Annotated in this window: 25 protein-coding genes and 3 tRNA genes; 15 read left to right on the top strand and 13 right to left on the bottom strand. The window is 63.1% G+C overall.

Annotation, left to right across the window (positions count from 1 at the left end; translation table 11 throughout):
- Nucleotides 1–19 precede the first annotated feature (19 nt).
- The 6 genes from K6301_RS07180 to K6301_RS07155 all read left to right on the top strand — a co-directional run bounded on the left by K6301_RS07180 (nt 20) and on the right by K6301_RS07155 (nt 8,143).
- On the top strand, nt 20–3,262 hold the full coding sequence (locus tag K6301_RS07180; protein WP_247220176.1) for a c-type cytochrome: 3,243 nt from the start codon (nt 20–22) through the stop codon (nt 3,260–3,262).
- 64 nt (nt 3,263–3,326) lie between these two features.
- Nucleotides 3,327–4,220: an OmpA family protein gene (locus K6301_RS07175; RefSeq protein ID WP_247220174.1), complete on the top strand. Its 894-nt coding sequence runs from the start codon at nt 3,327–3,329 to the stop codon at nt 4,218–4,220.
- On the top strand, nt 4,217–5,779 hold the full coding sequence (locus K6301_RS07170; protein WP_247220173.1) for a caspase family protein: 1,563 nt from the start codon (nt 4,217–4,219) through the stop codon (nt 5,777–5,779). Before K6301_RS07175 ends, K6301_RS07170 begins: the two co-directional genes overlap by 4 nt.
- The gene (locus K6301_RS07165; RefSeq protein WP_247220172.1) at nt 5,779–7,296 is read left to right on the top strand and encodes a caspase family protein; all 1,518 of its coding nucleotides are present in this window, start codon (nt 5,779–5,781) and stop codon (nt 7,294–7,296) included. Before K6301_RS07170 ends, K6301_RS07165 begins: the two co-directional genes overlap by 1 nt.
- A gap of 147 nt (nt 7,297–7,443) precedes the next feature.
- Nucleotides 7,444–7,519: transfer RNA gene (locus K6301_RS07160), tRNA-Lys, on the top strand.
- 285 nt (nt 7,520–7,804) lie between these two features.
- Nucleotides 7,805–8,143: a hypothetical protein gene (locus tag K6301_RS07155; protein ID WP_247220170.1), complete on the top strand. Its 339-nt coding sequence runs from the start codon at nt 7,805–7,807 to the stop codon at nt 8,141–8,143.
- A gap of 97 nt (nt 8,144–8,240) precedes the next feature.
- Here the strand turns inward: K6301_RS07155 and K6301_RS07150 are convergent, their stop codons facing one another.
- The 4 genes from K6301_RS07150 to K6301_RS07135 form a co-directional block, all read right to left on the bottom strand.
- Nucleotides 8,241–9,248 (bottom strand): inorganic phosphate transporter, encoded by a 1,008-nt coding sequence (locus K6301_RS07150; RefSeq protein ID WP_247220169.1) that lies wholly within the window; start codon nt 9,246–9,248, stop codon nt 8,241–8,243.
- On the bottom strand, nt 9,248–9,892 hold the full coding sequence (locus K6301_RS07145; protein WP_134651875.1) for a DUF47 domain-containing protein: 645 nt from the start codon (nt 9,890–9,892) through the stop codon (nt 9,248–9,250). Before K6301_RS07145 ends, K6301_RS07150 begins: the two co-directional genes overlap by 1 nt.
- A 124-nt stretch (nt 9,893–10,016) precedes the next feature.
- Nucleotides 10,017–10,592: a hypothetical protein gene (locus K6301_RS07140; RefSeq protein WP_247220168.1), complete on the bottom strand. Its 576-nt coding sequence runs from the start codon at nt 10,590–10,592 to the stop codon at nt 10,017–10,019.
- 79 nt (nt 10,593–10,671) lie between these two features.
- Complete coding sequence (locus tag K6301_RS07135; protein ID WP_247220167.1) at nt 10,672–12,126, bottom strand: TrkH family potassium uptake protein; 1,455 nt, start codon at nt 12,124–12,126, stop codon at nt 10,672–10,674.
- Nucleotides 12,127–12,384: 258 nt separating this feature from the next.
- Between K6301_RS07135 and ilvA the strand changes: the two genes are divergently transcribed.
- The 3 genes from ilvA to K6301_RS07120 all read left to right on the top strand — a co-directional run bounded on the left by ilvA (nt 12,385) and on the right by K6301_RS07120 (nt 15,401).
- Nucleotides 12,385–13,632 (top strand): threonine ammonia-lyase, encoded by a 1,248-nt coding sequence (ilvA, locus tag K6301_RS07130; RefSeq protein WP_247220165.1) that lies wholly within the window; start codon nt 12,385–12,387, stop codon nt 13,630–13,632.
- A 62-nt stretch (nt 13,633–13,694) separates the two neighbouring features.
- Nucleotides 13,695–14,009 carry an HlyU family transcriptional regulator gene (locus K6301_RS07125; protein ID WP_134651867.1) on the top strand — a complete coding sequence of 105 codons (315 nt, stop codon included), beginning with the start codon at nt 13,695–13,697 and terminating at the stop codon, nt 14,007–14,009.
- A 144-nt stretch (nt 14,010–14,153) separates the two neighbouring features.
- Nucleotides 14,154–15,401, top strand: coding sequence for a GGDEF domain-containing protein (locus tag K6301_RS07120; RefSeq protein WP_247220164.1), 1,248 nt, complete (start codon nt 14,154–14,156; stop codon nt 15,399–15,401).
- Here K6301_RS07120 and K6301_RS07115 read toward each other — a convergent pair.
- Nucleotides 15,398–15,859 carry an Lrp/AsnC family transcriptional regulator gene (locus tag K6301_RS07115; protein WP_247220163.1) on the bottom strand — a complete coding sequence of 154 codons (462 nt, stop codon included), beginning with the start codon at nt 15,857–15,859 and terminating at the stop codon, nt 15,398–15,400. The genes K6301_RS07120 and K6301_RS07115 overlap by 4 nt on opposite strands.
- Nucleotides 15,860–16,019: 160 nt before the next feature.
- Here K6301_RS07115 and ald point away from each other — a divergent pair, with 160 nt between their 5' ends.
- On the top strand, nt 16,020–17,138 hold the full coding sequence (gene ald, locus K6301_RS07110; protein ID WP_247220162.1) for an alanine dehydrogenase: 1,119 nt from the start codon (nt 16,020–16,022) through the stop codon (nt 17,136–17,138).
- 66 nt (nt 17,139–17,204) lie between these two features.
- Here the strand turns inward: ald and K6301_RS07105 are convergent, their stop codons facing one another.
- From K6301_RS07105 to K6301_RS07080, 6 genes are all read right to left on the bottom strand, one after another.
- Entirely contained in the window at nt 17,205–17,765 is a 561-nt protein-coding gene (locus K6301_RS07105; RefSeq protein ID WP_134651861.1) for an OmpA family protein, read from the bottom strand.
- A 151-nt stretch (nt 17,766–17,916) separates the two neighbouring features.
- Nucleotides 17,917–18,498 carry a GNAT family N-acetyltransferase gene (locus K6301_RS07100; RefSeq protein WP_160872242.1) on the bottom strand — a complete coding sequence of 194 codons (582 nt, stop codon included), beginning with the start codon at nt 18,496–18,498 and terminating at the stop codon, nt 17,917–17,919.
- 2 nt (nt 18,499–18,500) lie between these two features.
- The gene (gene sseA / locus K6301_RS07095; protein ID WP_247220160.1) at nt 18,501–19,355 is read right to left on the bottom strand and encodes a 3-mercaptopyruvate sulfurtransferase; all 855 of its coding nucleotides are present in this window, start codon (nt 19,353–19,355) and stop codon (nt 18,501–18,503) included.
- A 12-nt stretch (nt 19,356–19,367) separates the two neighbouring features.
- Nucleotides 19,368–20,111: an alanyl-tRNA editing protein gene (locus tag K6301_RS07090; RefSeq protein ID WP_425475377.1), complete on the bottom strand. Its 744-nt coding sequence runs from the start codon at nt 20,109–20,111 to the stop codon at nt 19,368–19,370.
- Between the two features lie 5 nt (nt 20,112–20,116).
- Nucleotides 20,117–21,157: a cysteine synthase A gene (locus K6301_RS07085; protein WP_134651855.1), complete on the bottom strand. Its 1,041-nt coding sequence runs from the start codon at nt 21,155–21,157 to the stop codon at nt 20,117–20,119.
- Nucleotides 21,158–21,282: 125 nt separating this feature from the next.
- Nucleotides 21,283–22,548 carry an SAM-dependent methyltransferase gene (locus K6301_RS07080; RefSeq protein ID WP_247220159.1) on the bottom strand — a complete coding sequence of 422 codons (1,266 nt, stop codon included), beginning with the start codon at nt 22,546–22,548 and terminating at the stop codon, nt 21,283–21,285.
- Between the two features lie 236 nt (nt 22,549–22,784).
- On the opposite strand from K6301_RS07080, the gene K6301_RS07075 reads away from it, so the two are divergent.
- Nucleotides 22,785–22,988, top strand: a complete 204-nt coding sequence (locus K6301_RS07075; RefSeq protein WP_247220158.1) for a hypothetical protein — start codon at nt 22,785–22,787, stop codon at nt 22,986–22,988.
- 71 nt (nt 22,989–23,059) lie between these two features.
- Nucleotides 23,060–23,251, top strand: a complete 192-nt coding sequence (locus K6301_RS07070) for a hypothetical protein (protein WP_247220157.1) — start codon at nt 23,060–23,062, stop codon at nt 23,249–23,251.
- 120 nt (nt 23,252–23,371) lie between these two features.
- Here K6301_RS07070 and K6301_RS07065 read toward each other — a convergent pair.
- A tRNA-Asn gene (locus K6301_RS07065) sits at nt 23,372–23,446 on the bottom strand.
- A 163-nt stretch (nt 23,447–23,609) separates the two neighbouring features.
- On the opposite strand from K6301_RS07065, the gene K6301_RS07060 reads away from it, so the two are divergent.
- Nucleotides 23,610–23,897 carry a hypothetical protein gene (locus tag K6301_RS07060; RefSeq protein WP_247220156.1) on the top strand — a complete coding sequence of 96 codons (288 nt, stop codon included), beginning with the start codon at nt 23,610–23,612 and terminating at the stop codon, nt 23,895–23,897.
- A 79-nt stretch (nt 23,898–23,976) separates the two neighbouring features.
- A complete protein-coding gene (locus tag K6301_RS07055) occupies nt 23,977–24,453 on the top strand; it encodes a DUF2938 domain-containing protein (protein ID WP_247220155.1) in 477 nt (158 codons plus the stop codon).
- 54 nt (nt 24,454–24,507) lie between these two features.
- On the opposite strand, the gene K6301_RS07050 is transcribed toward K6301_RS07055, so the two are convergent.
- On the bottom strand, nt 24,508–24,831 hold the full coding sequence (locus tag K6301_RS07050; protein WP_247220154.1) for an RcnB family protein: 324 nt from the start codon (nt 24,829–24,831) through the stop codon (nt 24,508–24,510).
- 279 nt (nt 24,832–25,110) lie between these two features.
- Between K6301_RS07050 and K6301_RS07045 the strand changes: the two genes are divergently transcribed.
- Nucleotides 25,111–25,184 (top strand) — tRNA-Cys (locus tag K6301_RS07045).
- The last annotated feature ends 81 nt before the right edge of the window (nt 25,185–25,265 follow it).

The following is a 25,265-nucleotide window of genomic DNA, read 5'->3' as shown; positions in this document are numbered from 1 at the left end:
TTAGAGTGAGGGACAAGCCATGCGCGTGTTCAATATGGCACTTTTCCGGCCGCTGCCGCGCCTCGGTGCGCTTCTCGGCCTCGCGATGGCGGCGTTCTGTCCGACGGCATTCTTGCCGACGGGAGCATTCGCCATCGATCCGTTCGCGCCGGATGCCTATGGCACGTACCAGGCGAATGTTGAAAACGGCAAGGTGCTGTTCGGTGCGGCGGGCTGCGGGGCCTGCCACGGCTCCGGCGACAATACCGAGCTGCTGTCCGGCGGCATGGAGATGCAGACGGCCATCGGGAAATTCTTCGCGCCGAACATTTCCGCCCATCCGAACGGCATCGGCGGCTGGTCGAACGCCGACTTCCTGAATGCCGTGATGGCCGGTGTCGACAAGGAGGGGGACAACCTCTACCCGGTCATGCCTTACACCTCCTATGGCGGCATGAAGCCCGAGGATGTGCTCGACATCAAAGCCTATATCGAGACGCTGCCGCAATCGGACGCGGCCTCGAAGGAGCACGAGATCGCGTTCCCGTTCAGCCGGCAGACGACGATCACGCTGTGGAAGCGCAGCCATTTCACCGTGCCGGCCTACCAGGCGCGCGAAGAAACCCAGATGGAGCGCGGCCGCTACCTCGTCGAGAATGTCGGCGGATGCGGCGACTGCCACACGCCGCGCACCGCCACCTACGGCCTTGACCTGGAGCGCGCCTACGAGGGTGAAAAGGGGCTGACCGGCGCGGTGGCCCCCGATATCACCAAGGCGCGCATGGGCGGCCTCGCCTCGCATGAGGTCTTCACCAAGGGGCTGATCGAGGAGGGCAAGAAGCTCTCCGGTTCGCCGCTGGCCGACCCGGTCATGCGCCACATCGCCAAGGGTCTTTCGGCGCTTCCGGAGGAAGACCGCCAGGCCATGTATGCCTTCCTCGCGGACCGTGAGGTGAAGGTGACGCCGGTGGAAACCAGCGCGACGCCCGTATGCAGCGAGGCCACGGCCGAGACGGCGCTGACGGCGGGCGGCGGCAGCGCGGAATTCGCATCCGCCGCCGATGCGTTCATCGGCAAATATTGCCGCAATTGCCATGGCCCGGGTGAAAGTTCGCAGGGGTCCTTCCCGTCGGGCGAACTATCCTCGATTGCCGCCAATCCGGCTTTCGTGACCCCCGGCGACGCCTCCAAGTCGCTGCTGTACACCAGCGTCACCAGCGGCCGCATGCCGCTCGGCAAGCGCCCGGACGATGCGGAAGTGCAGAGCCTCGCGAACTGGATCAACTCGCTGAACCAGTCCGCGATGCCGACGGCGGTGTCCGCCGGCCAGACCAAGCGCTCGCGGCCGATGCTGAAATATCTCGATTTCGTCGACCTCGCGCTGCGCGACATCTCGCAGGTGGACGAGCAAGACCAGCCGTTCATGCGCTACTTCAGCTACCGCGACCAGTATAACGGCATGATGAGCTGCGAGACGCACGAGACCTTCCTCAAGCGTATGAAGGTGCTGGCGGGCGGCTTCAAGAAGCTCCTCAACTCGCTATCCTACGGACCGGAGCTCGTCATCCCGGAGGAGGTCGAAGGCTCCGATGGCCTGCTGGTGCGCATCGATCTTCGCGATCTGCAATGGAGCGAGGACGACTACAATTTCCTGATCAACGAATATTTCTACGGCGTCGATCCGGCCAGTAATTCGCAGCTGCATGCGCTTTCAAAGGCCACGCAGACGCAGTTGCCGATCATGCGCGTCGACTGGTTCATGAGCAACGGCGCACGGCCGAAGGTCTATAACCGCCTGATGAAGCTGCCGACCAACATCATCGAGCTCGAAAAGCGCTTCGGTGTTGATGTCGCGCAGAACATCGAACGCCGCCGCATCGTGCGTGCCGGTTTCGCGGACGGCTCGTCCGGGGTTTCCGACCACAACCGCATGCTGGAGCGCCACGATATGCCGTTTGGCGGCTATTACTGGAAGTCCTACGACTTTGCCGGCGATGTGGGGCGCCAGGTGCTGAAGCGCTTCCCGGCCGGGCCGGATGGCGTGCGGCTGAAGGCCGGGCTCGAACCCTTCGAGCACGATGGCGGCGAGATGATCTTCTCGCTCCCCAACGGCATGCAGGGCTACTACCTCTCCACCAATAAGGGCGACCAGCTCGATATCGGCCCGACGGCCATCGTATCCTTCCGCAAGCGGCCGATCGGCAAGGGCGTCGAAATCGTCAATGCCCGGTCGTGCTTCGACTGCCATTTCGACGGCATCCTGTCGAAGCGTGACCAGCTGCGCGAGCATATCCAGACCTCCACGCTGTTTTCCAAGGACCAGCAGGACGAACTGCTTGCCGTCTATGTGCCGCAGGAAAAACTCAACGAGGTCTACAAGCGCGACACCGAGCGCTTCGTCAGCGCGCTCGATCGTCTCGGCATCACCGAAGCGACGGCCGGCGGCGGCAAGACCAGCCTGAAGGCCCCGGGCGGGGCGGAAATCTTCACCTACTTCGCCGACAAGTACGAGGACGAGCTGAATTTCGAGCAGCTGGCTGCGGAATTCGACATGACGCCGGAGGAGTTCGCCTCCGATATCCGCCGTGTTGCCGATGTCAACGCGTTGCGCATCGGGCTCGACTGGGTGGCAACGCTCGAGGCAGGCTCCACTATCCCGCGCGTCGAGGTGGAAGAGCAGTTCGCCCTGATGCTGGAGCCGTTGCGGCAGTTCAAGCCGCTGAAGCGCGGCGTCAACCATGAGGCTGCGGCCGCCGAAACCGCGCATACGCAGCCGACCACCGACAACGCCGGGGACCAGGTCCAAACGGCCTATGCCGTTCCCGCCTACAAGCAGGACGACAAGGCGCAGGCCGACAAGGTGAAGCTTGCCGTGCATGTCGCCTCGACGAGCGCGAAGGTGGGCGACTACCTGAGCTTCGAGCTCTCCACCAACCACGCCTGCGAGCTGCAGGTCGTGTATGTCGAGGACACCGGCACGGTGGAGATCATCCCGGATGTGATGATCGGCAACACCACGCTCAATCCGGGCGAACGCCGGCTCATCCCGCAGGCGGGCACGGGCAATCTCACCTTCGATACGCCGTCGGCCGGCGAGACCCTGATCGCCTTCTGCCGGATCGGCGGGCTGGGCGACCAGAAGCTGACGCCCGAAAAGGCCCAGCAGCTGGCGGCGAAGTCGAAGCAGCCGTTGAGCCGCGGGCTTGCAATCAACCTTGCAAAGCAGGCGGAGCAGGACAATGGTACGAGTGGTCTCCAGATGGTGACGTTCGAGATCAAGTGACAACGGGGCAGGGGCGACCGCGCCCCTGCCTGACCCATTCGAGGATATGAGGGCTGAACCGACAATGCTGATGCGATCCCTTGCGGCGACATTCTTCGTGCTCGCCGGTGCTGCGCCGGCGGCTGCCACCTGCGACGCTTTCAAGGGGGTCGTGGAGGCCTTCAATGCAGGCGACGCGCAGAAGGCGCATTCGATCGCCGAGACCGCCGGCACGGCCAATTGCAGCGCCAACGAGCGCACGCTGGTCGGCCGCATCGCCGGCCTGACCGCCTTCAACCGCATATCCACGGCGGTCGCGGGCGGCGACAGGCTGGATGCGCACCGCACGGAACTGGAGGACCTCCAGAAGACCTATGGCGGCCCCTGGCAGGTGTTCGACGCGCTGGGCGATCTCGCGCGCGAACGCAAGGATTACGAGGCGGCCTCGCGCTTCTACCAGATGGCGCTGGAGGACGGATCGAACGAGACGCTGACGCCGGAATGGATGGCGCCCGACGAGCAATATATCCTGCGGCTCGACAAGCTGGCCAGCGAGATGCGCCTTGCCGCGCCGCGGCCGGTGCAGCTCGCCATGCGCGGCGGCTGCAAGGTCTCGTTCCGCGGCGTGAAGATCAAGAAGAAGTCGACGCCCGTTCGCTACGTCTTCGGCACGGCGGATTTCACGCCCGACGGCGTGGCGGCGGCCAAGGACCTTTCCGAATGCCTGAAGGCGGTGAAGCCGGCCTCCATCACGCTGATCGGCCATACGGACCCTGTCGGATCCGCCGCCGCGAACTACAAGCTCTCGCTCGCCCGCGCCGAGACGCTGAAGGCCTACCTGCACGATGCCGGCTATGCCGGCACGATCGCCACGGTCGGCAAGGGCGAGGACGAGCCCTTCAAACCGGACGACGCCAGCGCCTATGACACGGAAACGCTGAACCAGCTGCATCGCCGCGTGGAAGTGGACGTGGAATGAAAATGCCGAGACATCTCTACCGCCTGCTTGCGCTTTCGCTCGCCGTCGCGCTTCCCGGTCCAGCACTTGCCGCGCAGACCTACGGGCTCGTCGTCGGCGTCGACCAGTATCCCAACGACGTGAGCCTTGATGGTGCCGTGCGCGATGCGGAAGACGTCTATCGCGCGATGTCGTCCGCCGGGTTCGAGGTCGTCAAGTTCACCAACGAACAGGCGCGCAAGGACGATATCCGCAAGGCCTGGATGGATCTGGTAGTGAAGGCCGCGGCCGGCGATACGATCATCTTCACCTATGCCGGCCACGGCGCGCAGATGCCCGAACTCATTGCGGGCGACGAGGCCGACGGCCTCGACGAATTTCTCCAGCTGCCGGGTTTCGACCGCAACCGCGCCGCTGAGACCTTCAACGAGATCATCGTCGACAACGAGATGAATGCCTGGTTCGGCGAGGCGGAGAGCAAGGGCGTGCATGTACTCTTCGTCTCCGACAGCTGCTTTTCCGGCGGCATGAGCCGATCGGTCAGCGGCAAGACGCGCCTTGCGCCGGCGGTGACGGTGAAGCTCGCCGCGCCCTCGCAGGAGGCGGTCGACGGCGCGAAGGTCAAGGAAATCGATTTCAAGCAGGTGACGGTGCTCGCCGCATCGCTCGAGAGCCAGCCGACGCCGGAGGTCATCATCGACGGCGAGCCGCGCGGTGCCTTGAGCTGGAGCTTTGCACGCGCCGTCGAGGGTAGCGCGGACCGCGACGGTGACGGCGTGATCACCCGCATCGAGCTGGAGGACTATATCTTCAGCAATGTGAAGAACCGTTCCGAAGCGTTGCAGGTGCCCAATTTCATGCCGCAGGTGGCGCGCTCGGAAAGCGAGGTCGTGGTGCGGCTGACACGCGGCCTTCCGGCGGGCGCCGATAGCGGCGCTGCCGCGGGCACAACGACCAAGCTCGTGAAGCCGGCTAAGGATCTCGGTTGGACAGGCCAGATCGCCCTCGACATCACCGGCGCCGCCGCGCGCCCGAAGAATGCCGAGGGTACCGGCACGCCGTTCCGCTGGGACGTGGCGAGCGGCGTGTTCTACACGCCGAATGGCGATGTCGCGGGCGAGAACGTCGGCGCGGACCGCATCCAGTCGGTCGTCGACAAGTTCGTGCTGCTCGACTTCCTGAAGGCGATGGCGAGCCAGAACCCGGGCTCGGTATCGCTCAAGCCTGTGCGCGATATCTACGCGGCCGGCGACCGCCTGCGCTTCGACGCGCCGCCCGGCCGCTATCCCAACATGCTCGTCTTCAACCTTGCCAACACGGGCGAAGTGCAGTTCCTCGACATGCAGGCGGCGGGCACCGAAAGCGGGCAGTTCAAGCTCACCGATGTCGAGGTGGTGAAGCCCTATGGCGCGGACCATCTGATCACCATCTGGACGGCGGAGCCGGTCGATGCCATCGGCGCCGTCCTCGCCGATCCGAAGGTGACGCCGCAAACGCTGCTGCAAGCGCTCATGACCCGTCTCGACGGCAAGGAAGCCAGCGTCGCCATCCAGCCCCTCTATACGCGGGAAACGCTCTGATGATCCGCTACGCCGCAGCCCTTCTGCTTTCGCTTTCGTTCTCCACATTCGCGGCGGCCGCCGACCGGGCGCTCATCGTCGGCATCGGCACCTATGCCAACCTGCCGGAAAAGATGTTTCTGGAGGGCCCGAAGAACGACGCTCCTCTTATCGAGAAGCTGCTGAAGGAAAAGCTCGGCTATGGAGCGGATTCGATCCGCGTCCTGCGCGACGCCCAGGCGACGCGTGCCGCCATCCTCGCCAGCATCGACGAATGGCTCATCAACGGCACGCAGCCGGGCGACCGGGTCTATTTCTACTTCTCCGGCCACGGCCTGCAGGTGAAGGATTTGAGCGGTGACGAGGAGGATGGCCTGGATGAGGCGCTGTCGACCTACGACATCGTGGCCGGCAATGGCGACTGGTCGAACGTGATCCTCGACGACGAGATCGACGCCATGCTCGCCAAGCTGAAGGACCGCGCCGTCACCATCGTCATCGACGCCTGCCATTCCGGCACCATCTCGCGCTCCTTGTCGACGGAGGTCGGCGATGCCATGGAAAGCGCGCGGTTCCTGCCGCGTCCCCATGCCAAGCCGGCCGACGCGGTGAAGACGCGCGGCCTGCGCGTCGATGTGGCCGTGGTGAAGCCCGAGGTCGCCAAGGAGAGCGGCGTGGAGGCATGGAGCGCGGCCTCTTCCTACCAGGTGGCCTGGGACGATACGCGCCTGCCGCCGGAAGAGCGTCACGGCGTCTTCACGCTGTCCTACGTCAACGGTCACGAGATTTCGGCCGCCGACAGCAATGGCAACGGTATCGTCTCGAACGCGGAGCTGCTCGAATATGTCAAGAAGCAGTCCCAGACATATTGCGCGGCGCAAAGCCAGTGCCAGGGCCTCGATCCGCAGCTCGAGGTGAACTATGCGCTGCTCGGCGCCAGCGCCGTAAGCCCGGCGGTGACGGCCACGGACACGCAGCAGCAGGTGCCGGATGAGGTGAAGGTCGAAGAGGTGAAGGTCGAAAATACGCAGCAGACCGCCTATGTGGCCGCCGACCCGGTCGATGCCGTCGGCGACATTCTCGGCAAGGCGGAGAGCGGTGACGTCCAGGTCTCGTTGTCCTCGGATCATCTCAAGAACGGCGACAGCTTCCGCATCTCGGTGACGAGCCGCACGGGCGGCCATCTCATCCTGTACGACGTCGACAAGGACGGCAAGGCGACCCAGATCTTCCCGAACGAAGCGGCGCAGAAGATCACGCGGCTGGCGCCGGGCACGCCGATCACCATTCCCGACGATTATTACGGCTTCGATTTCGAGGCGGAAGGGCCGAGCGAGAATGTGCTGGTCGCCATCGTCGTCGCCGACGACGTCGATCTCACCGCGGTCGCGCCGAACGATTACGGCCTGACCAAGGAACTGGATGCCCGCACCACCATCGCCGACATCGCCGGCACGCTCAAGCAGGCCTGGACGCGCGATGTGGAAAACCGCAGCGTTGACTGGTCGCTTGGCCTCCTGAAATACACCGTCTACTGAACCACCTGGCCGCCGCGGCTTTCCGCCACGGCGGGGCGGTCGACACGACGTTGCAAAAGCTGTTTTCCCGTGCATTTTCCGGGTTGACCATAAACACCCTCCTGCCTATGTTCCGCCCACTTCCGCGGGGCGCTTCGCACCGCTTGGGAGCGCGTAGCTCAGCCGGTAGAGCAACTGACTTTTAATCAGTAGGTCCAGGGTTCGAATCCCTGCGCGCTCACCACCTGAATTTCTTGAATTATCCGCTTCTCTCAACGTTCGGGTGTCGGTCTTCGCTTTACGCGTCGTTGATGTTGCACGCTTTGCTCATGTTGCTTTGCTGCCTTCAGCCGCATGCCTTCCTCACCCGAGGTTTGACAAGTGCCGTGCGGGTGGTACATCGGGACCGGGCTGTTCGGCGGGGGCCGGATGTCTTCTTGTGATCTGTTTTATAGCGTTATTCGGTCCCGAAGCGGTTCGTTTCTGGGGAATAGCGGCAGTTCATTTTTAGCGCGGGGATAACCATTTCATGAAATACGGGCTTTTTGCACTTCTCATCACCCTTGGGCTCTCGGTACCGGCCTCGGCGGCGCTTTCCGGGTTCTATGATGCGAGCGAGCAGGTCCAGGCGGTCGTCGGCAGCGACAAGGTGTCCTTCGCCATGGGCGGGCGGCCGTTCGATACGCTGGAGCAGGTTCGCACGCGCGACAATGGGCAGATCGAATGGCGCGTGCAGAATTCTGAATGCTACGTCATCGTCACGCTGACGCCCGTTCCGCCCGCCGGACCGGGAAAGACGACCTATGAGGTCGCCAATGTCTCGGCCTGCGAGGGCAGCGATCTGGAAGGCGCGGAGTCGGGCTTTTGAGGGCTTGGCCCCGGGCCTGTCGTGCTGTTGCCGATTGCGCTGAGTTGGCCGGAGTATGTCCGGTGACGTTGCTGTCACCGGATTTTTTTTGTTTTGATCAGCCGGAAATGGCGGCGAAGACCAGGTAGAACAGCGCCGAAATGGCGGCGGCCGAGGGCAGGGTGATGATCCATGCCCAGACGATGTTGCCGGCGAGGCCCCAGCGCACCGCCGTGACGCGACGGGCCGCGCCGACGCCGATGATGGCGCCCGTGATGGTGTGCGTGGTCGAGACGGGAATGCCGAGCCACGTTGCCGCAAAGAGGGTGATCGCGCCGCCGGTTTCCGCGCAGAAGCCCTGCATCGGGTTGAGGCGGGTGATCTTCGAGCCCATCGTGTGCACGATGCGCCAGCCACCCATCAGCGTTCCGAGCGCCATGGCCGCCTGGCAGGTGATGACCACCCAGAACGGCACGTAGAATTCTCCGCCGAGATAGCCCTGCGAATAGAGAAGCACCGCGATGATGCCCATGGTCTTCTGCGCGTCGTTGCCGCCATGGCCGAGCGAGTAGAGCGAGGCCGAAATGAACTGCATGACGCGGAAGGTGCGGTCGACGGCAAACGGCGTCTGTCGCACGAAGATCCAGGACACGGTGAGGACCAGGATCAGGGCGAGGAAGAAACCTATGGCGGGCGACAGGAAAATGGCGCTCGCCGTTTTGATCAGGCCGCCCCAAACGACGGCGTCGAAGCCCGTCTTGGCGAGACCTGCACCGACCAGTCCGCCGATCAGCGCATGCGAAGAGCTTGAGGGAATGCCGAAGATCCAGGTCACGACATTCCAGATGATCGCCCCCATGAGGGCGGAGAAGATCACGAGCGGGCTGACGATGGAGGGATCGATGATGCCCTTGCCGAGCGTTTCGGCGACATGCAGGCCAAAGAACAGGAAGGCGATGAAATTGAAGAACGCCGCCCACATGACGGCATATTGAGGGCGAAGAACGCGCGTGGAGACGATGGTGGCGATGGAGTTCGCCGCGTCGTGCAGGCCGTTCAGGAAGTCGAAGAGCAGCGCGATGCCCACGAGGGCGATGAGCAGCGGCAGGGCGAGGGTGGCGTCCATCAGACGTTCTCAATCACGATGCCGCTAATCTCGTCTGCCACGTCCTCGAAGCGGTCGACCACCTTCTCCAGTTCGCTGTAGATCTCGCTGCCGATGATATAGGCCATCGGGTCGGTCTTGCCGTAGGTCTTGAAGAGCTCCTTCACGCCCTGATCGTGCAGTTCGTCGGAACGGCCCTCGACGCGGGTGACTTCCTGGGCGATGGCGCTGAGACGGTCGGCATGAACGCCGACCTTGTCGAGCAGCGGAATGGCTTCGGCGACGAGATGGGCGGCCTTGACGACCGCCGCACCCATTTCCTGCATGCCGGGCTGGAAGCTCGTCTGTTCGTAGAGGCGGATGGTCTTGACCATCTTGTGCATCATGTCGATCGCATCATCCATCGACTGGATGAGGTCCTTGATGTCGCCGCGGTCGAAGGGCGTGATGAAACTGCGGCGCACCGCAAGCAGGACCTCGGCCGTGATCGCGTCCGCCTCGTCTTCCAGCGCGACGATGCGGTCGCAGTGCTTTTCCATGTCCGGGCCGCCGGCCAGGACGGCCTGTAGCGCCTCGGCGGCACCGACGACGGTGCGGGAATGCCGCTCGAAGAGATCGAAGAACCGGTCTTCACGCGGCATGAGTTTGCGAAACAGCGAGAGCATGGGTGCCCCTTACGTGGCTGGGGTTGTCATGTCGCTGTCATAATTGAGCGCCCATGCGCTGGAAAGCCCGGATTCGGGCTTGTCCCAATTCTCTCAAAGCCTGTGGAAAACTTCGATAGCCGGCTTACTGCACGATCTTAAAGGGCTGTTCGCTGATGGCGACGGCACCACTTGCCGTGTCGCGAAAGCGGTAGCGCAGCACGTAGTCGCCGGCGGGCGGGCCGCTCAGCTTGAGCGTCAGCTTGGCGAAGACCTCTTGGTTGCGCACCGTTCCCTTGAAATCGAAGGAGCCGAAGGCCTTCTGTTCGGCGAGTTTCGCACCCTTCGTATCGAGCAGTTCGAAGTCGACGGTGAAGTGGGACTCCAGATTGCCGCCCTCGCCCGCACGCCAGGTAAGACCCACCGGCTCGACGTAGGAAATCAAGGTTTCGCCGGACTTGAAGTCGGAGGTCGGGCGCGTGGCATACATGCCGTATCCCTCGGGCGGAGCCGCGACGAAGACGGCCTTGCCGATCGTAAAAGGAAGCGTGGCGGCGAAGGCGCCGAAGGCGTCGCGGATGGTGTTGTGGGCGCCCACGGGATCACCGGCCACGGCTTGCTCCTCAGCTTTCTTGGCGGCATCGGCAAGCGGCCCGGCGAGCGCCGGTGATGCCAGGGACGCGGCAAGAAACAGGGGCAACAGTGACTTCGACACGAACATTCCGTCTTCCTCCAGCCGATTTCGGCAAGATGCGGAGAAGCGTGGCAACAGTCAAGAACGCCTCGGCGACTGTACCCGGTCAGCTTTTCCAGAACAGCGGCGTCAGGAGGACGAGCACGGTGAGGATTTCCAGACGGCCGAGCAGCATCAGAAACGACAGGAGATAAAGGGCCGCGTCGTGGAAACCGGCGAAGGTTCCGGCCGGGCCGATGGCCTCCGTGACGCCGGGGCCGACGTTGGAGAGCGAGGTGGCGGCCGCCGAGATGGCCGTCAGCACGTCATAGCCCATGAGGCCGAGCAGAATGGCGCCGATCGCGGACAGGCTCACATAGGTCAGGAAGAACAGGAAGACGGTGCGCTGGAAATCGGCATCCACCGTCATCGTCCCGTAGCGCACGGCGTGGATGCCGTCGGGATAGATCAGGCGATAGAGGCCGGTGCGCATGAAATTGAACAGGATGATCAGCCGATAGGCCTTGAGACCACCGGCCGTGGAGCCCGAACAGCCGCCCATGAAGGTCGCAACGAAGGCGAGCGCCACGATGAAATGGCCCCATTTCGTATAGTCGTCGCTGACGAAGCCTGTCGTGGACAGGATCGAGGACACGGTGAAGAAGGAATGCGCCAGCGCCTCGTGGAAGGAAACACCGTTCTGCAGCCGCTGGAAGATGCTGGCGGCGATGGCGAACAGCACGAGGTAGCCGAGGAAGACGCGGATCTGCGGATCGCGCCAGGCGTCGATCCGGCCGCGCACCATGAAGAGGATGAGCACCGAGAAGGGCAGGCTGGAGAGCGTCATGAAGAACGTGGCGGCCCACAGGAGCGGCAGGCTCTTGAAGTAGCCGAAGGAGGCATCATGCGTCGAAAGCCCGCCGGTCGCCACCGTCGACATGGCGTGGTTCAGGGCGTCGAAGCGGCTCATGCCCAGCGCGGCATAGGTGACGGTGCAGATCAGGGTGATCGCCACGTAGATGGCGAGGAAGGCGCGCGTATAGCTGGCGATGCGGGCAAACGGCTTGTCGGCGGTGTCGGACGATTCCAGCTTGAAGAAGGACATGCCGCCGACGCGCAGGTAGGGCATGATGAAGAGGCCGAGCGCCAGGATCCCGACGCCGCCGAGCCAGTGCAGCAGCGACCGCCACATCAGGATGCCGGGAGGCGCGTGATCGAGGCCGACGATGACGGTGGACCCCGTCGTGCTGATCGCCGAGACCGATTCGAAGAAGGCCTGCGCGTAGCTGAGCTTCATTGAGGACAGCCACAGCGGGATCGAGCCGATGATGCTGGCCGAAAGCCACAGCATGTTGACGACAAGAAAGCCCATGCGCTTGTTGAACGGCGGCGGGCCGGCGCGGGTGGCCGCGGCCGTGGCAAGCGAAAGGCCGCCCGTGAAGAAGGCGGACAGGAAGAAGACTTCCGAATCGGGATGGCCGTAGTAGACGTCGATGAAGGCCGGGACGAGCATCGCCACGGACATGTACATGCCGGCAATGGCGGCGATATTGATGGCGGAACGGAAGATCGTGGCGTTCAAGGTTGGTCTCGATGAGGCCATCTCGGCCAGGGCGGGTGGAAACCGTCGCGTTGATATGCCATAGCCTCTGCGACGTCTAAACTCAAGGACGCCCCAGGTGCGGGATCGGCGGCGGGATCGGTTGCGCCGCGCCGCGCTGGGCGCGCCACGGGATCGTATAAGGGTCGGAAGAATGATCGTCCTCGTCTGTCTCTGTCCTTGCCGAAGGCACGACATGCAGCCTACCGAACCGCATTCCAACCGAAGACGGACCACAGAATGACATCCGACGTCGACGCAGCCCTGGACGCCTTGCGCGGGCTCTTTCCTGAAACGCCGCTCCAGCTCAACGAGCATCTCTCCGCCCGCTATGGTGCCGAGATCTATCTCAAGCGCGAGGATCTCTCACCGGTGCGCTCCTACAAGATCAGAGGGGCATTCAATTTCCTGCGCAAGGTGCTGGCCGATCCGCAGGGCGCGCGCAGTTTCGTCTGCGCGTCCGCCGGCAATCACGCGCAGGGCTTCGCCTTCGTCTGCCGCCATTTCGGCGTGCCGGGCGTGGTCTTCATGCCGGTGACGACGCCGCAGCAGAAGATCGACAAGACCCGCATGTTCGGCGGCGAATTCGTTACGATCAGGCTCGTCGGCGACTTTTTCGACCAGTGCTACAAGGCCGCCCGAGACCATGCCGAGGCCACCGGTGCGCTGATGGTGCCGCCCTTCGACCACCGCGACATCATCGAGGGGCAGGCGACGGTGGCGGCCGAGATCGCCGCGCAGCTCGGCGAGGGCAGGCTGCCCGATCTCGTGGTTCTGCCGGTCGGCGGCGGCGGGTTGGCGTCCGGGGTCACCGGCTATTTCAGAGACGTAATCGATCCCTCGGGTTTCCTGTTTTGCGAGCCGGAGGGCGCGCCGAGCCTCAAGCGCAGCCTGGAGCGCGGCGCGGTCGTGACGCTCGACAAGGTGGACAACTTCGTCGATGGGGCGGCCGTCGCGCAGATCGGTGCGCTCAACTTCGATGCGCTGAAGCGCTTCTCCTCCGACCAGGTGATGCTGCTGTCGGAGAATGCGATCTGCGTGACGATGGTCGACATGCTCAATGTGGAGGGCGTCGTGCTCGAGCCTGCCGGGGCGCTGTCGCTGACGGCGCTTGAGGCGCTCGGACGTGAGGCGCTTGCAGGCAAGACGGTGGTCGCGGTCGTCTCCGGCGGCAATTTCGATTTCGAGCGCCTGCCCGACGTCAAGGAGCGCGCGATGCGCCATGCGGGCCTGAAGAAGTACTTCATCCTGCGGCTGGCCCAGCGCCCCGGCGCGCTGCGCGATTTCCTCAACATGCTCGGGCCCGACGACGATATCGCCCGCTTTGAGTATCTGAAGAAATCGGCCCGCAATTTCGGCTCCATCCTGATCGGCATCGAGACGAAGGCGCCGGAGAATTTTACCGCGCTGAGGGCTGCCTTCGATGCGGCAGGGCTCGGCTATCAGGACATTACCGAAAACGAGATCCTCGCCAACCTCATCATCTAGGAGAGCCGTCAGCATGGCGCTCTGCACTTGGAGGGGGCCATGGCCTGTGGTAGCAATCGGACATGGCTTCTTTCTTCTCAAAACTCTTCGGTCGCGGCGGCGGCTCGGCATCTCCGGCAAAGGTTGCCGAGGAAACCGAGGCCTATAACGACCTTCTTCTCGTCGCAGCCCCGATCCAGGAGGGCAGCCAGTACCGTCTGGCCGGGCGAATCGAAAAGCACGACGGCGACAGGGTGCTGGTCCGCAGCTTCATCCGCGCTGATATCTTCACCTCGCGCGACGACACGGTGGCCACGGCGTTCCGCAAGGCCAGGCAGATCGCCGACCAGCATGGCGCATCGCTTTTCGCCGATGGCGTGGAGAGCCGGCAGGTCTAACGTCCAGCCGACCGGAACCGTTCTTCCGAAAAATTGGCGACCGTTACGCAAGCGTGCTGGAGAACGATCGCGTTTGCCTGTATCGGCTGAAACATCATTGAATGCGGCCGCCCGGGAGGCGGTCGATGACGCGACGGGCCGGCCATGGGAACTGAAAATCTGATCCTGCTTCTCATCGAGGCCGGATTCTATTTCGTGTTTATGGTGGCGATCCTGCATATGCGCCACCAGCTTGGCATCGGGGTCTTCGTCGCGGCCCTCGGCGTAATGCACTTCCTAGAGACCTATCTCGCCGCCGTCTTCTATATCGAGCTGCCGTTCGGCGTCATCTCTCCGGGTTCATCCGTGCTGTTCTCCGGCAAGCTGATGATGATCCTGCTTCTTTACGTTAAGGAGGATGCGGCCGTCGTCCGCGCGCCGATCTACGGCCTTCTGGCCGGCAATTTCCTGACGGTCGGGTTGGGTTTCTTCCTGCGTCACCACCAGACCATTGGCGCCGTGCCGGGCCGCGTGGCGGATCTAGCCTTCATCGACGAGATGGGCTGGCTGATGCTGTGGGGCACCATGCTGCTCTATGTCGATTCGCTTGCCATCATCCTGCTCTACGAACGCCTTGGGCGCGTCTTCAGGAAGAGCACGACCATGCGCTTCTTCGTCGCCGGCGTCTTGGTCCTGACCTTCGACCAGATCGGTTTCTACGCGGTGCTGAATTTCCTGAACGGCGCGCCGATCGCCGTTTTCTGGGGCGGCTGGATCGCCAAGATGATGGCGGCCTGCGCTTATGCCGTGCTCATCTCGGTCTATCTCTATTATTCGCGCATATCGGCCATCCCGGTCTCGCCGCGGCCGATCTCCGATATCTTCGCCGACCTCACGTTCCGCGAACGCTACGAGGACCTGCTGGACCGCTCGGGCCGCGATGCCCTGACGGGCGTCTACGACCGCAGCCGGCTGGAATTCGAGGCGCCGCGCATGCTGTCGTCCATGATGGCCGCGGGCAAGCCCATGGCGCTGATGATTGTCGACGCCGATCATTTCAAGGATATCAACGACCATTTCGGCCATCTTGCGGGCGACAGCGTTCTGAAAGACCTCGCCGGCCGCCTGCAAGCCGCGATGCGCAGCGGCGATCGTCTTTTCCGCTTTGGCGGGGAGGAGTTCGTGGTGATCTGCGAGGATCTTGGGCCGGAGGCCGGGAGGGCGCATGCCGAGGCGCTTCGCGCGTTGGTGGAGGCCGAAATCCGCCGACCGGACGGTGTCGCCGTCACGGTCAGTATCGGCGTGGCCAACAGCTACACCGATGGCACGACGCTCAACGCGTTGCTGTCGGCCGCGGATACGAGGCTTTACGCGGCCAAGAGCGACGGCCGCAACCGGGTCGTTGCAGGCTAGATCCCGACATTCGGGCGGTCGATGACCTCGCGCAGGGCAAAGCTCGAATTGATCTTCACGACATGGGGCAGGGCGGAGAGCCAGTCGCGGTGAATGCGCTCGTAGTCTTCAAGGTCTTTTGCCGCGACGCGCAGGATGTAGTCGTACTCCCCCGACATCAGGTAGCAGACCAGGACGTTCGGACAGAGCTTCACGGCCGCCTCGAATTCGGTGAGCGTCTTGGCAAACTGGCCCGAGAGCGAGATGTGCACGATGGCGATCATCTTGTAATCGAGCGCCTTGGCCGAGACGCGGGCATGATAACCGGTCACGACGCCGGATTTCTCAAGGATGTCGAGACGGCGCGAGCAGGCGGAGGGGGATAGTCCGATACGCTCGGCAAGCTCCGCATTGGATATGCGGCCATACTGCTGAATGACTTTCAGGATCGCAGTATCGATGGCGTCGAGCTGAGACATTCGAATTTCCTTCGGAATCCACCCGCTTTTTCGAATATTATTCGATATCCGCTGCTTGAGCAAAGCCGCTTTGCAAGGACATTGCGCGCATCCTCTGCTTCCATGGACATCCGCCGATACGGCGGGAGGAGCAACGGAAACAGACTGGGAAGGAACGCGCATGCGTGTCGGCTGTCCGAAGGAAATCAAGAATCACGAATATCGTGTCGGCCTGACGCCCGGCGCGGTGCGCGAATACGTCGCCCATGGCCATGACGTGATCATCGAGACCGGGGCGGGCTCCGGCATCGGCGCCGATGACGATGCTTATCGCGCCGCAGGCGCACGCATCGTCGCCTCCGCATCCGACATCTTCCAGAAGTCCGATATGGTGGTGAAGGTCAAGGAACCGCAGCCGAGCGAATGGACGCAGCTGCGTGACGGCCAGATCCTCTACACCTATCTTCACCTCGCGCCGGATCCGGAACAGACCCGCGGCCTGCTGGAATCGGGCGTGACGGCCATCGCCTACGAAACGGTGACGGACGATCGCGGGGGCCTGCCCCTTTTGGCCCCGATGTCCGAGGTCGCCGGACGCCTCTCCATTCAGGCGGGCGCCACCGCGCTCCAGAAGGCCAATGGCGGTCGTGGCATGCTGCTCGGCGGCGTGCCGGGCGTGCTGCCGGCGAAGGTCGCCATTATCGGCGGCGGCGTGGTGGGCCTGCATGCCGCCCGGATGGCGGCGGGGCTCGGCGCCGATGTCGCGATCCTCGACCGCTCCATTCCCCGCCTGCGCCAGCTCGACGATCTCTTCGGCGGCCGCGTGCACACGCGCTATTCGACGATCGATGCGCTGGAGGAGGAGGTCTTTGCGGCCGACCTCGTCATCGGCGCCGTGCTCATCCCCGGTGCCGCCGCGCCGAAGCTCGTGACACGCGAAATGCTGTCGGGCATGAAGAAGGGCGCTGTCATCGTCGACGTCGCCATCGACCAGGGCGGCTGCTTTGAGACCTCCCATGCCACCACCCATTCCGATCCGACCTTCGAGGTCGACGGCGTGGTGCATTACTGCGTCGCCAACATGCCGGGCGCCGTGCCGGTCACCTCGGCGCATGCGCTCAACAACGCGACGCTGCATTACGGCCTGCAACTGGCCGACAAGGGCCTGAAGGCGATTGCCGAGGACAGGCACCTGCGTGCCGGCCTCAACGTGCACAGGGGCCGCGTCACGAACGGACCCGTCGCCGATGCGCTGGGTTATGAATCCGTCGCACCGGAGGCGGTGCTCAACGTCGCGTAAGACGCGGCTACCCGATGAAACGAAAAGGCCCGGAGCGATCCGGGCCTTTGGCGTTCGTCCATGCGATCAGCGGACGAATTCGTCGATACGGCGCAGCGTAACGCGGCGGTTGCGCCATTCCTCGAGCTGCGTCTGCACCAGCAGATATTCCTCGCCGTAACCGACCGTTTCAAGCGCGCGGGCGGGGATGAGGAACTCGCGAACGAGGACGCGCTTCAGCGATTCGGCACGACGTTCCGACAGAATCTGGTTGGATTCGAAGGAGCCGACCGCATCGGTATGGCCTTCGATGAGGAAAACCGCATGGCGCCGGCGGCGCAGCAGCTGCTCCATGGCGCGCGCGATCTGCCGCACCTTGCGATATTCCGAATGCGGGATTTCGGCAGAGCCGAAGGCGAAGTTGATCGACTGGATATTGATGGAAGGGGCGGCGCCACGCAGGTCCGGCCGGCGCTTGAACTCGCGGATCGTCACGCGGTCCTGTTCGCGCATGCGCCGCGTCGGAGCGGCATCGAGCCGGCGCAGGATGACGTCTGCCGACGGTGTTTCCTGGGCGAAGGCAAGGCTCGAAAGGGCCGGGGCGGCGAAGGCGGCGGAAAGCGCGGTCAGAAAGGCGCGGCGTTGCATGCTTGTCTCCTGTAGTGCTCGATCATCTGTTGGCATGAAAATGCCATCGTCGATCTGAAGCAGAGCTGAACCCCGCTTTTATCTCCCGTTCAGATTGCTTAACGCCCGGCGGGCAAGCGCATTGTGTCTTCCGCAGGTTGCGCTGCGCCCATCACGCGGGCGGGAGACAGTCGCGTTTGGCAAGCTCAAGCAGTTCAGCATCCGAGAGCGGGACGAGCTGCGCATCCTCAGTGCCCACAGGCGAGAAGCCGAACATCTGGTAGAGCTGGAGCGCGCGCGGATGGTCGAGATTGTTCGTGGTGACGCTGACGCGTTTCGGCCCCAGCGTCCAGGCGGCATAAAGCGTCTGCAGCAGGAACCATTTGCCGATGCCAAGCCCGAGCGCGTGTTCGAACAGGCCGAAATGGGTGAGCTCGACGACATCGGCGTCGATCTGGAGGAGCTCGAAGAAGCCAGCCGGCGCGCCGTTCACATAGAGCACGGTCACGCTGTTGCGCTTGTCATGCAGCGTCGCCGTCAGCGTCGCGTCGTCCATGCGCAGCCGATCGACCCAATGCCAGCGGCTGCCGACCTGCCGATAGAGGAAACGGTAGAAGGCGAGCGGAATGTCCGGCGCGTTGAGGATGGCCGTGTGCACATTGACGGGCACCGGCAGGCTCTGCTTCGGCGGCGCGGTCATTTCGAGGGCGGTAATATGAACCGCGATGGGCGCGGGCGTGACTTTCCGTGCCATGGTCAGTCTTTCCCCGTCACGACAGGCGTATCTTCGCGTCCGCCCCATTGCGACCAGGAGCCGTCATACAGCGTGTTGTCCTCATGGCCGAGCGAATGCAGCGCCAGCGTGATGATCGCGGCCGTCACGCCCGACCCGCAGCTGGTTACGACAGGCTTGGACAGATCTATCCCCGCGTCCTCGAAAAGCGTCCGGAGTTGATCGATATCCTTGAAATGACCATCGACCGAGAACGTGCCCGACGGCATGTTCTTCGCGCCCGGCATATGGCCCGAGCGCATGCCGGCACGCGGTTCGGCTTCCTCGCCGGTGAACCGGCCCGCTCCACGCGCATCGGCGACCTGGCGCGCACGCGTCGTCACGATCCCGCGCATTTCCTCGAAAGAGGTGACGGCATAGGGATTGAAATTGGTGTGGAAGACGGCGGGGGCGGGTTCCGGCAGGTCCGTCTGGAGCGGCCGTCCCTCCTTCTTCCATCCGTCCAGCCCGCCATCCATGACGAAGACGTTTTTTGCGCCCATTACCCGGAAAAGCCACCAGACGCGCGGCGCGGTGAAGATGCCTGGCCCGTCGTAGACTACGATCGTATCCGTATCGGCAATGCCGAGCTTGCCGACTTCGGCGGCAAAAAACTCCGGCGAGGGTATGGTGTGCGGCAGGCCGCTGGAATGATCGGCGATCACGTCCTGATCGAAGAACACGGCGCCCGGAATGTGACCGCTCGCATATTCGGCAGCCCCGTTGCGGTTCTGCGCGGGCAGATACCAGGCGGCGTCCACGATGCGGAACTCCGGTGCGCCCAGCTGCTTTTCAACCCAGTCCGCCGAAACGACGAACCTGCTCTTTTCCTTGGACATCAAATCCTCCTCTCAGGCATCCGAACCCGGCGCACCGAAACGGATGCGGAACCGGCGGTTCTCCTTGCCCTTCTTGTCTATCTTCGCGATGTAGATGGCGCCGACCTCTTGCGTCTCGGATACGTGCGTTCCGCCGCAGGGCTGGCTGTCGACCGATGAATTCTCGCCGATGCAGACCAGGCTGACCCGGCCGAGGCCGGTCGGCGGGCGCACGTTCTTGGATTTCACAATGCCGGGATTGGCCGCCAGTTCCGCATCCGTGATCCATTGCACGAAGATCGGGTGGTTTTCGCCGACGAGCCGCATCAGCTTCTCCGTCACCTCGTCCTTGTCGATGGTCTGCGCCATGTCGAAATCGACGCGGCTTTCGTCCTCCCCGACGGCCGCGCCGGTGATGGGATAGGGGCAGACGACGGAAAGCAGGTGGCAGGCCGCGTGCATGCGCATCAGCTTGTAACGGCGCGCCCAATCGATATGTGCGACGAGTGTTTCGCCGACGATGGGCAGGGGCTCGTCGGCAAGTGGGCGGTGAATGATGATATCCTTGGTGGCGCCGGTCACGGCCGGGCCGAGCGCGATGCGGCTGCCGTCGGAGCGCTCCAGAAAGCCGGTGTCGCCGGGCTGTCCGCCGGACGTGGCATAAAAGCAGGTCTGGTCCAGCTCGATGCCGCCATCGGCATGCACCGCCGTCACCACCGCCTCGTTTGTCGAAAGATAGAAATCGTCGCGAAACAGGGCAGTGGTGGCTATGGACATGGGACCTATTCGACCGGCTGGTAGGGGACCTTGATCCCCGATTTCGCCTTCAGCCATCCCGGGACGGGCAGGCCCTTCGAATCGAGGAAGTCAGGGTTGAAGAGTTTCGACTGATAGCGGTTAGCATAGTCGCACAGGATCGTCACGATCGTATGGCCGGGACCGAGATCCTTCGCTAGGCGAATGGCGCCCGCAATATTGATTCCCGACGAGCCGCCGACAGCGATGCCTTCGTTCTCGATCAGGTCGAAGATGAGTGGAACGGCTTCCGCATCCGGGATCTGGTAGGAATAGTCAGGCGTGAAGCCTTCGAGGTTGGCCGTGATGCGGCCCTGGCCGATGCCCTCGGTGATGGAGCTGCCTTCCGACTTCAGTTCGCCATGGGCATAATAATTATAGAGGGCGGCACCATTCGGATCGGCGAGGGCGATCTTTATGTTCGGGTTCTTCGCGCGCAGGCCTTCTGCAACGCCCGCCAGCGTGCCGCCGGAGCCGACGGCGCACACGAAGCCGTCCACCTTGCCATCGGTGTCGCGCCAGATTTCGGGCGCCGTCGTCTCGACATGGGCCGCGCGGTTGGCGACGTTGTCGAACTGGTTGGCCCAGATCGCGCCGTTCGGTTCCGTCTTCGCCAGCTGTTCGGCGAGACGGCCGGAGAGCTTCACGTAATTGTTCGGGTTCTTGTAGGCGACAGCAGGCACTTCGACGAGCTCTGCGCCGAGCCCGCGAATGGCGTCCTTCTTTTCCTGGCTCTGCGTTTCTGGGATGACGATCACGGCCCGGTAGCCGAGCGCGCGGGCGACCAGCGCCAGCCCGATGCCGGTGTTGCCGGCCGTACCCTCAACGATGACGCCGCCCGGACGCAGCTGTCCGGCCGCTTCGGCCTTGCGGATGATCGAGAGCGCCGCGCGGTCCTTCACGGACTGGCCGGGATTGAGAAATTCCGCCTTGCCGAGGATCTCGCAGCCCGTCGCTTCGGACGGCCCCTTGAGGCGGATCAGCGGCGTGTTGCCGATGGCATCCAGAACAGACGGAAGAATGGACATGGCAGACGAGCCTCGCATGTGGTTTGCCTTGGTGGGAAGCGTCTTTTCGGCCGGCAGCCGTCGGTTTGCAAGAAATCCTGTTCCTGCCAAGCGCTCATCGTGAGGGATTTTTTCCACTGTTATGGTCAGGCGAGGGGGCGTGTATAGACCACCTGCCGCACATCGATGTTTTTTGCCCGAAATCCCGCTTCGCAATAATAGAAGTAGAACTCCCAAAGCTTGCGGAACCGCTCGTCGAAACCGAGCGGAACGATGCGCTCCCACGCCGCCCAGAAGCGGTGCCGCCATTCGGCGAGCGTGCGGGCGTAATCGTGGCCGAAGCCCATGTCGGAGGCGGTGAACAGGCCGGACTGGCGGCCGAGCGTGGCAAGATGCTCCCGTGTTGGCAGCATGCCGCCGGGGAAGACATATTTCTGGATGAAATCGGGGTTGGCGCGGTAGTCCGCATAGGCCTCCTGCAGGATGGTGATGATCTGCAGGCCGGCGCGCCCGCCGGGCTTCAGGCATTCGTGCAGCTTGGAGAAATAGGCTGGCCAGTACTTCTCGCCCACCGCCTCGAACATCTCGATGGAAACGATACGGTCGTAGGTGCCTTTCTCGTCGCGGTAATCCTGGAACTTCAGCTCGACCCGGTCGGAAAGGCCCGCCTTGGCGATGCGCTCGCGGGCGAAGGCCAGTTGCTCGCGGCTGATCGTCAGGCCCGTGACCGTGCAGCCGATCTCGCCCGCTGCGAATTCGGCGAAGCCGCCCCAGCCGCAACCGATCTCCAGAACATGGTCTTTCGGGCCGATACCGGTCGCCTCCGCCAGCGCACGGTATTTTGCGACCTGCGCGGATGTCAGGTCGTTTGCGCCGCTGGTGTACAGCGCCGACGAATAGGTCATCGTCGGATCGAGCCACTGGGAATAGAACTGGTTGCCGAGGTCGTAATGCGCCGAGATGTTGCGGCGCGCGCCGCGGCGCGTGTTCGCGTTCAGCCAGTGGCGGAATTTCTCGACGAGAAGAAGGAGGCCGCGCGGGCCGTTGGCATAGTTGCGCCCCACCTGCGGATTGACAAGGACGAGCTCGAGGAATGCGCCGGCATCGGGGCTTTCCCAGTCGCCGTCCATGTAGCTTTCCGCGACACCGATCGTGCCGCCGCTCACGGCGCGGTGAATAAGGTTCCAGTTGTTGAGCGTCACGGCGGCGGCCGGGCCGGGCTTTTCGCCTTCGATCACGAAGACTTGCCCGGCGGGCAACGTCATGGCGAGCGTGCCCGCCTCGATGTCCAGAAGTCCTTTCAGCACCATGCGCGCGCGCAGAGGCAAAGCTTTCGTGCGCTCTGCAAACGTCTCCCGCGTCAGCCGCTCCTGGCCCGCAAAAGCCGTTTCCGTGAGGTTTTTGGTCATCATCGATTGCCCCTCTGCCAACCCGATGTCGCGGAAGGCTAACGCCAATGTGGCGAAACACCAATACGAAAATCGTCCTGGAGTGGATCAACGACGTGCGACGAGCGCGCGGGAAAAGCACACCGTTTTAACGACCTGTTAGCAAACATGGTTAATTTTGCGTCTATCGGGCGGCCCGTTGAAACCAATCTTAATGTCGCCCGTTGCATGTCCAGTTCGATCGTGAAGGAGGAGCGCTCATGTTTTTCGGATTTTTTCAGTCCAGCCCCGACAGGGACGACGACATCGCGACCGGCACCTATGCCGACGGCATGATGGAGGCGCTGCGCAGCGACCCCTCCGCCGGTTTGCGCGAGCGCAGCCGGGCATCCCGCAGCCGCCACGAGCGCGATTACGGCGCCGTGCGCACGGCCGGCCAGACCGGCGCGGGCATGGTCGCCTAAAATGTAAAGCCGGCGGGAACAAAGTGCGGCGTCACCGGTTTTCTGGTGTCAGCTTTACGAGGAGGCCCGCCATGACCCACCACATCGACAATCGCCAGTTGGGTAAAACACAGAGCCGGGCCGTCATCGACGTTGCAGCTCACTGCCAGAAGAATGGTGTCGATAAGGCGCAGGAACGCAAGCTGCTGACGCTGCTCGGCCGCTTCGCCAGCCGCCACGAACTTCAGATGAACATCAAGCGTAACCCTAAAAATCTGCGGTGATGAGAATAAAACCGGACAGGCGCCGAGGGGCTTTGCGTGCCCCATGGTGTCATCTCGCAATATTTATCAATCTGAAACGAAAAAGGGGCCTCGCTTTACAGCGCGGCCCCTTTCAGAATCTGGCTCCCCGGGCCGGATTCGAACCGGCGACCTGTCGATTAACAGTCGAATGCTCTACCGCTGAGCTACCAGGGATCATCCGCTCGCTGCGGAGTGAGCGCGTAATACAAATGCCTGATCGATTTGCCAAGCGCTTTTTGACAAAAAAATGCAATGGGCTTGATTGATTGTGGAGAAGTCGCCAACTGGGTTGAGAAAGAGCCCTGGTATTCCGGGCGTTACAAGAAATGAGCCGTGAATGTCCGCGCGAAAATCCAACATGCATTTCGGTATCGATCCCAGGACCCGGGAGATCGTCATCGGTTCGCTCAGGATCAGATTGCCAGAATCGCGATGGATGCGAACGCTGATCGGCGTTCTTCTGATTATCGGCGGACTTCTCGGCTTCCTGCCGGTGCTCGGCTTCTGGATGTTGCCGCTCGGCCTGCTTGTCCTTTCCCACGATTCCCATTTCGTGCGCCGGCAGCGCCGCCGCTTTGCCGTCTGGTGGGCGACGCGCAAGATGCGGCGTGACGGCCGCCGGTAGGCTTCATTGCCTCTCCCATCCGAACCTGCTCTAAACACGAAGCCAAATCGTGGCGAGGGCCAATCGTGGTGGGGGAAGAATGGAACTGGTTCTGAAGGGCGTCCTGATCGGGACGGGCGCCACGCTGCTGATGGATATCTGGGTGATGCTGTTGTGGAAGGTCTTCCGCCAGCCGCGACCCAACTGGGCGCCCGTCGGACGATGGTTCTGGCATCTGAAAAACGGCACGGTCTTTCACGACGATATCGCTCGCGCGGCGCCCTATGACCATGAACGCGCGCTGGGATGGATCGCTCATTATGCCGTCGGCATTCTTTACGGTGTGATGCTGGTGCTGATGGTCGGGCCGGGCTGGCTTGCCGCGCCCACCTTCCTCCCGGCCTGGATCTGGGGGATTGTCACGGTGGCCGCCGGCTGGTTTCTGCTGCAGCCGGGCCTCGGCATAGGCGTTGCCGCTTCCAGGCTGCCGAATGCCAACACAGTGCGGATCTTCAACCTGCTCGCCCATACGGTGTTTGGCTTGGGGCTCTACGGGACGGCGCTGCTCTTGCGCTGACCTGTCAAAACGCCACCGCGGCCGAAGGCGACGGTGGCGTTTGTCTTGTTCTGCTTACCGGGCTGCGGCAACGCCGAGAATCAGGCCGGAGGCGACGCTCAGCAGGAGATAGGTGTTGTCGACCTTCACCCATTGCTGGCCGCGGCCGGGCTTGCGCAGGCCGTGGCGGTGATAATCACGCACGGGAGGCCGGCGCTTCCAGTCGGAGTAGCGCTCGCCCTTGTTCCAGTGGGGCCGCTTCTTCTTGTAGTCGTTCTTCTTCCAGGAGGAAGAATAACCGGGCTTGCGATCATGGCCATGCTGCTGGGCCTGCGCCATCGGCGCGGCGGCAAAGGACAGGGCGACGGCGGCGAGTAGCGTGCGGGTGAAAAGCTTCATGTGGTGGTTCCTCGTTGTCGATGAGGAGACCCTATTGCCAACGGGATGAACGAAAACTGAATGATAACATTACATTCCTGTAAGGAAAACAATATATTAGATTGGTCTTTTTAATGTGCTGCATCGACTATGTCGGCGCGAGTATGGTAGCGACGCCCTGCTACAACGGATGGAAGGGCAGCCATAATGAAAAAAGGATGGCAATCGCAGCGAAGCCCCTTGCGCCCTTTCTCAATTCGTTCTAAACGCCCGGCACCACTCGCTTTATAGCAAACGGACGGCCTCGTGGCGGAGTGGTTACGCAGAGGACTGCAAATCCTTGCACCCCGGTTCGATTCCGGGCGAGGCCTCCACTCTCTTCTTCAACATGCATCGATATCGGATGGTCGCGCTGCGACCTATTTTGCCGCGGCGTCGGAACGTTTCCGCCGCAT

The sequence above is a fragment of the Shinella oryzae genome, assembly GCF_023038235.1.
GTDB classification, from domain to species: domain Bacteria; phylum Pseudomonadota; class Alphaproteobacteria; order Rhizobiales; family Rhizobiaceae; genus Shinella; species Shinella sumterensis.
The sequence above is the reverse complement of the archived record's forward strand: the minus strand, read 5'-3'. Positions and strand labels throughout refer to the sequence as shown.

Excerpts from the sequence above, each read along its gene's own strand:
- K6301_RS07125 (WP_134651867.1), top strand. The coding sequence starts at position 13,695 with ATGGCTTCTTTCTTCTCAAAACTCTTCGGTCGCGGCGGCGGCTCGGCA.
- K6301_RS07090 (WP_425475377.1), bottom strand. The coding sequence starts at position 20,111 with ATGTCCATAGCCACCACTGCCCTGTTTCGCGACGATTTCTATCTTTCG.
- K6301_RS07070 (WP_247220157.1), top strand. The coding sequence starts at position 23,060 with ATGACCCACCACATCGACAATCGCCAGTTGGGTAAAACACAGAGCCGG.
- K6301_RS07080 (WP_247220159.1), bottom strand. The coding sequence starts at position 22,548 with ATGATGACCAAAAACCTCACGGAAACGGCTTTTGCGGGCCAGGAGCGG.
- K6301_RS07100 (WP_160872242.1), bottom strand. The coding sequence starts at position 18,498 with ATGGCACGGAAAGTCACGCCCGCGCCCATCGCGGTTCATATTACCGCC.
- K6301_RS07075 (WP_247220158.1), top strand. The coding sequence starts at position 22,785 with ATGTTTTTCGGATTTTTTCAGTCCAGCCCCGACAGGGACGACGACATC.
- K6301_RS07145 (WP_134651875.1), bottom strand. The coding sequence starts at position 9,892 with ATGCTCTCGCTGTTTCGCAAACTCATGCCGCGTGAAGACCGGTTCTTC.
- K6301_RS07120 (WP_247220164.1), top strand. The coding sequence starts at position 14,154 with ATGGGAACTGAAAATCTGATCCTGCTTCTCATCGAGGCCGGATTCTAT.
- K6301_RS07140 (WP_247220168.1), bottom strand. The coding sequence starts at position 10,592 with ATGTTCGTGTCGAAGTCACTGTTGCCCCTGTTTCTTGCCGCGTCCCTG.
- K6301_RS07165 (WP_247220172.1), top strand. The coding sequence starts at position 5,779 with ATGATCCGCTACGCCGCAGCCCTTCTGCTTTCGCTTTCGTTCTCCACA.
- sseA (WP_247220160.1), bottom strand. The coding sequence starts at position 19,355 with ATGTCCAAGGAAAAGAGCAGGTTCGTCGTTTCGGCGGACTGGGTTGAA.
- K6301_RS07050 (WP_247220154.1), bottom strand. The coding sequence starts at position 24,831 with ATGAAGCTTTTCACCCGCACGCTACTCGCCGCCGTCGCCCTGTCCTTT.
- ilvA (WP_247220165.1), top strand. The coding sequence starts at position 12,385 with ATGACATCCGACGTCGACGCAGCCCTGGACGCCTTGCGCGGGCTCTTT.
- K6301_RS07180 (WP_247220176.1), top strand. The coding sequence starts at position 20 with ATGCGCGTGTTCAATATGGCACTTTTCCGGCCGCTGCCGCGCCTCGGT.
- K6301_RS07175 (WP_247220174.1), top strand. The coding sequence starts at position 3,327 with ATGCTGATGCGATCCCTTGCGGCGACATTCTTCGTGCTCGCCGGTGCT.
- ald (WP_247220162.1), top strand. The coding sequence starts at position 16,020 with ATGCGTGTCGGCTGTCCGAAGGAAATCAAGAATCACGAATATCGTGTC.
- K6301_RS07085 (WP_134651855.1), bottom strand. The coding sequence starts at position 21,157 with ATGTCCATTCTTCCGTCTGTTCTGGATGCCATCGGCAACACGCCGCTG.
- K6301_RS07155 (WP_247220170.1), top strand. The coding sequence starts at position 7,805 with ATGAAATACGGGCTTTTTGCACTTCTCATCACCCTTGGGCTCTCGGTA.
- K6301_RS07060 (WP_247220156.1), top strand. The coding sequence starts at position 23,610 with ATGTCCGCGCGAAAATCCAACATGCATTTCGGTATCGATCCCAGGACC.
- K6301_RS07170 (WP_247220173.1), top strand. The coding sequence starts at position 4,217 with ATGAAAATGCCGAGACATCTCTACCGCCTGCTTGCGCTTTCGCTCGCC.
- K6301_RS07115 (WP_247220163.1), bottom strand. The coding sequence starts at position 15,859 with ATGTCTCAGCTCGACGCCATCGATACTGCGATCCTGAAAGTCATTCAG.
- K6301_RS07055 (WP_247220155.1), top strand. The coding sequence starts at position 23,977 with ATGGAACTGGTTCTGAAGGGCGTCCTGATCGGGACGGGCGCCACGCTG.
- K6301_RS07105 (WP_134651861.1), bottom strand. The coding sequence starts at position 17,765 with ATGCAACGCCGCGCCTTTCTGACCGCGCTTTCCGCCGCCTTCGCCGCC.
- K6301_RS07150 (WP_247220169.1), bottom strand. The coding sequence starts at position 9,248 with ATGGACGCCACCCTCGCCCTGCCGCTGCTCATCGCCCTCGTGGGCATC.